Here is a 7380-nt window from a genome sequence, read left to right on the forward strand (position 1 = left end):
CGCGGTGCCCGCGAGGTCAGCCCTGGCTCAGCATCGGCAGCAGCACCGCCGCCGACCAGCTGAAGTTGGGCGAGTTCAGGGGTGCTCCGGTGAGGGGGTCGTAGTTCTCCATGACCGGGCTCCGGGCCGACAGCCCGTGGGCCGTGGTCAGGAGCCGGTCCGTGAGGGCGCGGGCCTGTGCCGTGTAGCCGTAGCGCCGCAGGCCGGCTTGGGCGAAGTACGCCTGGTCCAGCCAGACGGGGCCGCGCCAGTAGCGCTGCGGGGCGAAGTGGGGCGAGCTGCGGGCGACGGTCGGGAACGGGACCGGGGTGGCGAATTCGCGGGGGTCGGTGAGGCGGTCGCGCACGGCGGCGGCCTGCGCGCGCGACGCCGTGCCGGTCCACAGCGGGATGGCGCCCTCGATGCCCCGCCCCCTCGCGGTGAGCCGCTCGCCGCCGTCGAGGGAGATGTCGTGGAACCAGCCGTCCCGGGGGTCGTACATCCGCTCGCGCACCGCCCGGTGCGTGGCCTCGGCCCGGCCGCGCCAGCGCCGCTCCCCCGCCCGGTCCCCGGTCGCGCGGGCGATGTCGGCGAGGTGGTCCTGGTCGGCGGCGAGGTAGGCGTTGAGGTCGACGGACTCCTGGGTGAGGGAGTAGCCGGTGACGGTCCCGGAGGCGTCGCGGTTGGTGACGACGGAGGTGCCGAGGGCGGCGTCGAAGCGCGGGGCGTTGTCCATGCCGCTCTCCCAGGCGGCGGCGAGCCTGCGCTGCTCGGCGCTGTCGTTGGCCGGGTCGACGGTCGCCCCGTACTCGGCGAGCCCGTCGCGGTCGTGGTCACGGTTGCGGTACCACCAGGCCTGGTACGCGGCCAGTTTCGGGTACATCTCGCGCAGGAAGGCACGGTCGCCGGAGCGCCGGTAGACCTCCCACACGGCCCAGGCGGCCAGCGGGGGTTTGCTGTTGCGTTCGTTCCAGTTGCCGCCGCCGTCGGCCTGGTCGTTGTAGAAGACGGCGTCGGGGATCATGCCAGCGTCCTGCGGTCTGCTCGCCGAGGTCGGCCGGATCTGGTGGTCGAACACGGCGCGGATCTGGGACTCGGCGAGCCGGGGGTCGAAGCGCGCGGTGCCGACGGCCTGCTTCCAGGTGTCCCAGGCCCAGATGCCGCCGGTGAACCACTTGTAGGAGATCGAGGGGCTGATGGCGTCGTGCCGGATCCGCCCGGCGGCGGAGCGCCAGTTGGTGACGAGGGTCTCGAGGGACTTCACGGCGAGGCGGCGCCGGTCGGCGGGGACGCCCCGGGTGACGGCGGCGACGTAGCGGCGCCAACGCGCCTCCCCGGCGGCAGCGTCGGCGGCGGGACGGGCGAGGACCCGGCGTACGGAGGAGGCTTCGCGGGCCCGCTCGGCGGCGGTGAACGTGTAGCTCTCGGTCCAGTCCAGGCCGCGGGACGCTCCGGGGGCGAGGGTGAGGAGCGCGGTGAGGTCGCTGCGGTAGGTGTCGCCCGTGACGGTGGTGCGGACGGGCTCGCGGTGGGTGACCTCGAAGCGCTCGGTGCCGTCGGTGAGGTAGTCCCACTTCTCGCGGACCCGGGCGAAGCCGACGGCGACACCGCGGGCGGTGGCGGTGAGGGCGGGCGCGTCGCGCTGGGGCGGCGCGTCGGGGCGCAGCAGGGTGCCGGTCCACCCCGCGCCGAGGGTGCGCGGCGTCCGGCCGGTGTTGTGGATCCGGGCCCGGACCAGGGCGGTTCGGTCGGTGGCGAAGCGCAGGTCCAGGGTGAGCCGCAGGCCGTCGAGGCGGTAGGTCTGGCGCAGCGCTCCGGGCAGCGAGGTCAGGCGCGGTGCGCCGCCCGCGCCGAGGTCGAGGGTCTTGCCCGCCTCGGTGAACCGGATCCGGCTGAAGGACTTGCTCAGCCACCAGGGGTACTCCTGGGCGATGTGCAGCGGCCCGGTGAAGCCCCCGTACGTGGCCGGGTCGTCGGCCGTCGGCAGCGCGTAGGCGTGCCAGGCGCCGCGGTCGGCGAAGACGTTGACCGGGTTGAACTCGCCGGGCTGCGCGGCGGTCGGGACGCCTCGCAGGTCGAGGACGTCCGCGTACGAGGAGAGGGTGCCTGTCGCGTGCGGGTCCGCCGCCGGGGTGGCGTGCCGCGCGGGGTCCTGCCGGGCCGTGTGCGCCGATGGCGGTCCGTGGTCCGCCCGGGCCGCGTCGGCGGCGGGGGCGAGGCCGAGGGCCAGGCTGGCGGCGAGGGCTGCGGCGGTCAGGGCGCGCGGGCGGGAACGCAACGTGCGGATCTCCGAACTGTGCTGGGGGGAGGGGCGGATGGCCGGGGTGGGCGGTCCCGGCGTGGGGGGGCGGGGGGGGGGGCGCGCCGCGCGGCCGGCGCGGGGGTGGGGGGGTTGTTCTGGTGGGGTGGTGGGGGGGGGGGGGGGGCTGCCCCCCCCCCCCACGAACCCCCATGGGGGGGGGGGGGGGGGGGGGGGGGGGGGGGGGGGGGGGCCCGGGGGGGGGCGCCGGGGGGGGCGCGGCGGGGGCCCCCCGGGACTGGCTTGGTGCTGCTTCGGCTGTGCGGGGAGGCGGTGGGGCGGTCAGACGCCCGCGACGCTCTGGATCCAGGAGCGGTACGCCGTCACGTTCGTGTACGCGGTCGTGGTCTGGCGGTCGCTGGTGGACGCGACGCCGACCTGGATGCCGTTGGCCATCATCGGGCCGCCCGAGTCGCCGCCCGCGGTGATGCCGTTGCCGCGCCGGGCGCAGATGGCCTGGCCCTGGTAGGCGTCGCGGCAGCCGCCGGTGACGACGACGTTGGCGACCTTCAGGAGCTGCGACTGGCAGTTGATCTCCTGGCCGCACTGCGAGGTGGCGCCCCAGCCGTAGACCTGCACGGTCTGGTTCACCTGCACGGAGCCCGGGTTGCCGAGGCGCGCGTAGGTGCCCGCCACGGAGCGGTCGAGCTTGACCAGGGACAGGTCGGAGCTGGCGTTGTTGTGGACGCTGACGCCGTTGGCCGTGGTGCCGCCCGAGGTCTGGTCGAGGCTGCCGATGCGGAACGACAGGCCGCCGCCGCTGACGCAGTGCTTCGCGGTGAGGATCCAGGTCGGGGCGATGATCGTGGCGCTGCAGGTCTGCCGGCCGTTGGAGAACAGGCGGGCCGCCCAGGGCGCGTTGCTGGCGTAGCCGCCGCCGATGATCGGCGCGGCGGAGGTGCCGGACTTCACGGTGGGCGCGTTGGCGGACGGCGCGGTCTGGGCGGCGGCCGTGGGGGCGAGCCCCAGGACGGCGAGCGCGGTGGCCGCGAGCGCGGGGACGAGTCTGGATATTCGCACGTTCGTCTCCATTGTGTGGGGGATGAAACGTCCTGCGATAAGGACGCGACCGCATAGGTATGCGGGTGGAGCGCACACGCGGAAGGCGGGTTTCCCCTGGCGCGTGCATGCCATGGTTGGCTGGGGGTGAATGTGGCAGAGGAGTCACGGAGGACGCAAGAGGTTGAGCGCCGAAATTCCATCGCCATAGCGGCCCTGAGGGCGAGTTGGGATCTGTTTCGCAGTTCACTGTTGCGATTTGACCTTCAATCACCTGCTCGGCGGGCGTGGCGCAAAAAGCACCCGGAGACCGGCGCGAAGAGGCCAGACGCGGCTGCGTGAGATTGCGCCAGGCCGTATGCCCAAGCATCGGCCCCGACTTGACCCCTCGCCTTCAACTCATCACGGAACCGCGGTCACTTCCCTTGACGAAGGATGCACGCGGATGAAGCATGCAACGGCAAGAGAGCGCTCCCAGCACCCCCACGTGTTCACTTCCTGAACTAGGAGAGTGCCCCATGCCCCCTTCCCCCACGAACTCCCCCTCCCCCGGGGCTGATTCACCCGACTCCCGCACTCCCCCCGCCTCCCCCGGTTCCCCGGCCCGCAGAACCGTCCTCGGGGCCGCCGCCGCGTCGGTACCCGCACTCCTCGCCCTGTCAGGACCGGCCGGGGCCGCGCCCTCGGCGAGGCGGACGCGGCTGCCCGGCGGCGGTGACCTCGGGCCGAACGTCATCGTCTTCGAGCCGTCCACAAGCGGGATCCAGGCCAGGCTCGACGAGATCTTCAAGAGGCAGGAGTCGGCGCAGTTCGGCACGGGCCGCTACGCCCTGCTGTTCAAGCCCGGCACCTACCACGGCCTCAACGCCCAGATCGGGTTCTACACCGCCATCGCCGGCCTCGGCCTGTCCCCCGACGACACCACCATCAACGGCGACGTGACCGTGGACGCGGGCTGGTTCGACGGCAACGCCACGCAGAACTTCTGGCGGTCGGCGGAGAACCTGGCGCTGGTCCCGGTCAACGGCACGAACCGGTGGGCCGTGTCGCAGGCCGCGCCGTTCCGCCGCATGCACGTGCGCGGCGGGCTCAACCTCGCGCCCACCGGGTACGGCTGGGCCAGCGGCGGCTACATCGCGGACAGCCGCGTCGACGGCGAGGTAGGACCGTACTCGCAGCAGCAGTGGTACACCCGCGACAGCGCGGTGGGCGGATGGCGCAACGCCGTGTGGAACATGGTGTTCTCCGGCGTCGAGGGCGCGCCCGCGCAGAGCTTCCCCGAACCGCCGTACACGACGCTCCAGACCACCCCGCTCTCCCGCGAGAAGCCGTTCCTCTACCTGGACGGCGCCGACTACAAGGTCTTCCTGCCGGAGCTGCGCACCAACGCCCGCGGGGTGTCCTGGGGCAGTGGCACACCGCGCGGCACGTCGGTGCCGCTGTCGCGGTTCTACGTCGCCCGGCCCGGGGTGTCCGCGGCCACCCTCAACCAGGCCCTGGAGGAGGGCCTGCACCTGCTGTTCACACCCGGGATCTACCACCTGGACCGGACGGTCGAGGTACGGCGGGCGGGCACCGTCGTCCTCGGGCTCGGCTACGCCACCCTCATCCCCGACAACGGCGTGACCGCCCTGAAGGTCGCCGACGTCAACGGCGTGCGCCTGGCCGGTCTCCTCATCGATGCCGGTCCGGTCAACTCCCCCACGCTCCTGGAGATCGGCCCGCAGGGAGCGGACGCCGACCACTCCGCCGACCCCATCACCGTGCAGGACGTGTTCATCCGCATCGGCGGCGCGGGCCCCGGCAAGGCCACCACCAGCATGGTCGTCAACAGCCGTCACACCATCGTCGACCACACCTGGGTCTGGCGCGCCGACCACGGCGACGGCGTCGGCTGGGAGACCAACCGCGCCGACTACGGCGTCCGCGTCAACGGCTCCGACGTCCTGGCCACGGGCCTGTTCGTGGAGCACTTCAACAAGTACGACGTGCAGTGGTACGGCGAGCGCGGCCGCACGATCTTCTACCAGAACGAGAAGGCGTACGACGCCCCCGACCAGGCCGCCATCCAGAACGGGAACATGAAGGGCTTCGCGGCCTACCGCGTCGACGACTCCGTGACGACGCACGAGGCGTGGGGCCTCGGCAGTTACTGCTACTACAACGTCGATCCGAGCATCGTCCAGCACCACGGCTTCGCCGCCCCGACGAAGCCCGGGGTGAAGTTCCACCATCTGCTGGTGGTGTCGCTCGGCGGCAAGGGCCAGTACGAGCGCGTCATCAACGACACCGGAGCCCCTACGTCGGGCACGTCGACGATCCCGTCCAAGGTCGTCTCGTACCCCTGAGCACGTACCCATGAGCGCGTGTTCAAGGAAGAGGAAGAGGGGGCTGGACGGATTCCCCGTCCAGCCCCCTCTCGATCGTTCCTAGCCGACGGCCACGGCGCCGCGCAGCGCCTCACGCACCGTCGCGATCACCTCCGCCGCGCGCGGGCTGAGGAAGAAGTGGCCGCCGCCGAAGACCTGGAGGCGGAACTCCGCCGTGGTGTGGGCGCGCCACCGCTCGGCCTCCGGGACCGTCGTCTTCGGGTCGTCATCGCCCGTCAGGGCGGTGATCGGGCAGTCGACGGTCGCGTCCACGGGACCGTACGTCTCAATGGCCCGGTAGTCGCTGCGGATGGCGGGCAGCACCATGCGCAGCAGTTCCTCGTCACCGAGCACCTGGGCGTCGGTGCCGCTCATGGCCTTCATCTCGGCCACGATCCCGTCGTCGTCCCGCTGGTGGACGTTCTCCTCGCGGTGCGTCGACGGGGCGCGCCTGCCGGAGGCGAAAATCAGCGCGGGCTTGTGCGCGCCGGCCTGGAGCCTGCGCGCGACCTCGAACGCGAGGATCGCGCCCATGCTGTGCCCGAAGAACACCACGGGACGGTCGAACAGCGGCTCCAGGACGGGGGTGATCCGGTCGGCGAGCACCCCGATGTCGTCCACGTTCGGCTCGTGCCGCCGGTCCTGGCGGCCGGGGTACTGCAGGGCCGTCACGTCACAGCCGTCGGCGAGCGCGGCGGAGACGGGGAAGTAGAAGCTGGCCGATCCGCCCGCGTGCGGGAAGCACACAAGCCGGACCGGGGCGTCCGCTGCGGGGTGGAACCGGCGGAGCCAGAGGTCGCTGCCGTCGGCAACTGTCATGTTCTTCGTCCATTCTGTGTCGTCGTCGTACGTCGTACAGGGAAGAAGGGGATGCCCCCCGGCCTAGCGGGAGTTGTCGCCCGGGATCTCGTCCAGCCAGGCTCGCACGGCGAGCGCGGTGGACTCGGACCGGTCCTCCATGATCGTGAAGTGGTCGCCGGGGACGTGGGTGTCCTCGTGCGGGAACGGCCAGTCGGGCTGCCAGTGGTCCTCGGTCTCCATGGCCTCCGACTCCCCCGGCGGGAAGGTCGCGTGCACGTACAGCGTCGGGGCCTCGACCGGCTCGGGCTCCCAGTCGCTGAAGACGCGCAAGTAGCCGCCCTGCCCGGTCAGTTGCGCGCCGTTCATCATCGCGAACGCCTCGCTGGTGGTGCCGCGCGCCTGCAGCGCCGCGTACAGCCGCTCCTCGAACGACGTCGTGGCGATGTACGTGTCCACGAGGACCGCCGCCACCGGGGCGCGGCCCTGGCGTTCGAGCAGGGCCGCGACGGCGTTGACCATCCAGCCGCCGGACGAGTACCCGGCGAGGACGAACGGCCGGTCACCGGCCGCCCTGAGGACGGCCTCCGCCTGGTGGCGGACGACGGCGTCCCTGGTCGCGGGCAGCAACTCACCCGTGCCGAAGCCGGGGTTGGGCAGCACCGTCACGTCCCGCTCGCCCGCGAAGACGGGGGCGAACCGGGCGTAGTAGTGCGGCCCGGAGGGTGCCATGGTCGGCGGGAAGCACAGCAGCGGGATGCCGGGGCCCCGCGCCAGGGTGACCGGTGTCAGCGCGGGCTGCTCCGCCGGCTCCTCGAAGACCTGCCGCAGCCGCGCGGCGGCGTTCACCATCTCCCAGGCCTCGTCCTCCAGGCCAAGGTCGTACGCCTGCCGGTACAGGCCCGTGAGCGAGTCCTCCAGGGCCGAGGACGCCGG

At 72.7% G+C, this 7380-nt stretch carries 5 protein-coding genes; 1 reads left to right on the forward strand and 4 read right to left on the reverse strand.

The features are described from left to right. Positions 1–16: 16 nt before the first annotated feature. Together ACFVHO_RS06365 and ACFVHO_RS06370 are read right to left on the reverse strand one after the other, a co-directional pair. The gene (locus ACFVHO_RS06365) at positions 17–2257 is read right to left on the reverse strand and encodes a trehalase family glycosidase (protein ID WP_385710814.1); all 2241 of its coding nucleotides are present in this window, start codon (positions 2255–2257) and stop codon (positions 17–19) included. Between the two features lie 303 nt (positions 2258–2560). Next, positions 2561–3298: a S1 family peptidase gene (locus ACFVHO_RS06370; RefSeq protein WP_385710816.1), complete on the reverse strand. Its 738-nt coding sequence runs from the start codon at positions 3296–3298 to the stop codon at positions 2561–2563. A 497-nt stretch (positions 3299–3795) separates the two neighbouring features. Here ACFVHO_RS06370 and ACFVHO_RS06375 point away from each other — a divergent pair, with 497 nt between their 5' ends. Beyond that, complete coding sequence (locus ACFVHO_RS06375; protein ID WP_385710818.1) at positions 3796–5625, forward strand: coagulation factor 5/8 type domain-containing protein; 1830 nt, start codon at positions 3796–3798, stop codon at positions 5623–5625. A gap of 81 nt (positions 5626–5706) precedes the next feature. On the opposite strand, the gene ACFVHO_RS06380 is transcribed toward ACFVHO_RS06375, so the two are convergent. Further along, positions 5707–6465, reverse strand: a complete 759-nt coding sequence (locus ACFVHO_RS06380) for a thioesterase II family protein (RefSeq protein WP_385710820.1) — start codon at positions 6463–6465, stop codon at positions 5707–5709. A 63-nt stretch (positions 6466–6528) separates the two neighbouring features. Continuing rightward, positions 6529–7296, reverse strand: coding sequence for an alpha/beta fold hydrolase (locus tag ACFVHO_RS06385; RefSeq protein WP_385710859.1), 768 nt, complete (start codon positions 7294–7296; stop codon positions 6529–6531). Positions 7297–7380: the final 84 nt, after the last annotated feature.

The organism is Streptomyces sp. NPDC127108, assembly GCF_042677545.1.
Lineage (GTDB): Bacteria > Actinomycetota > Actinomycetes > Streptomycetales > Streptomycetaceae > Streptomyces.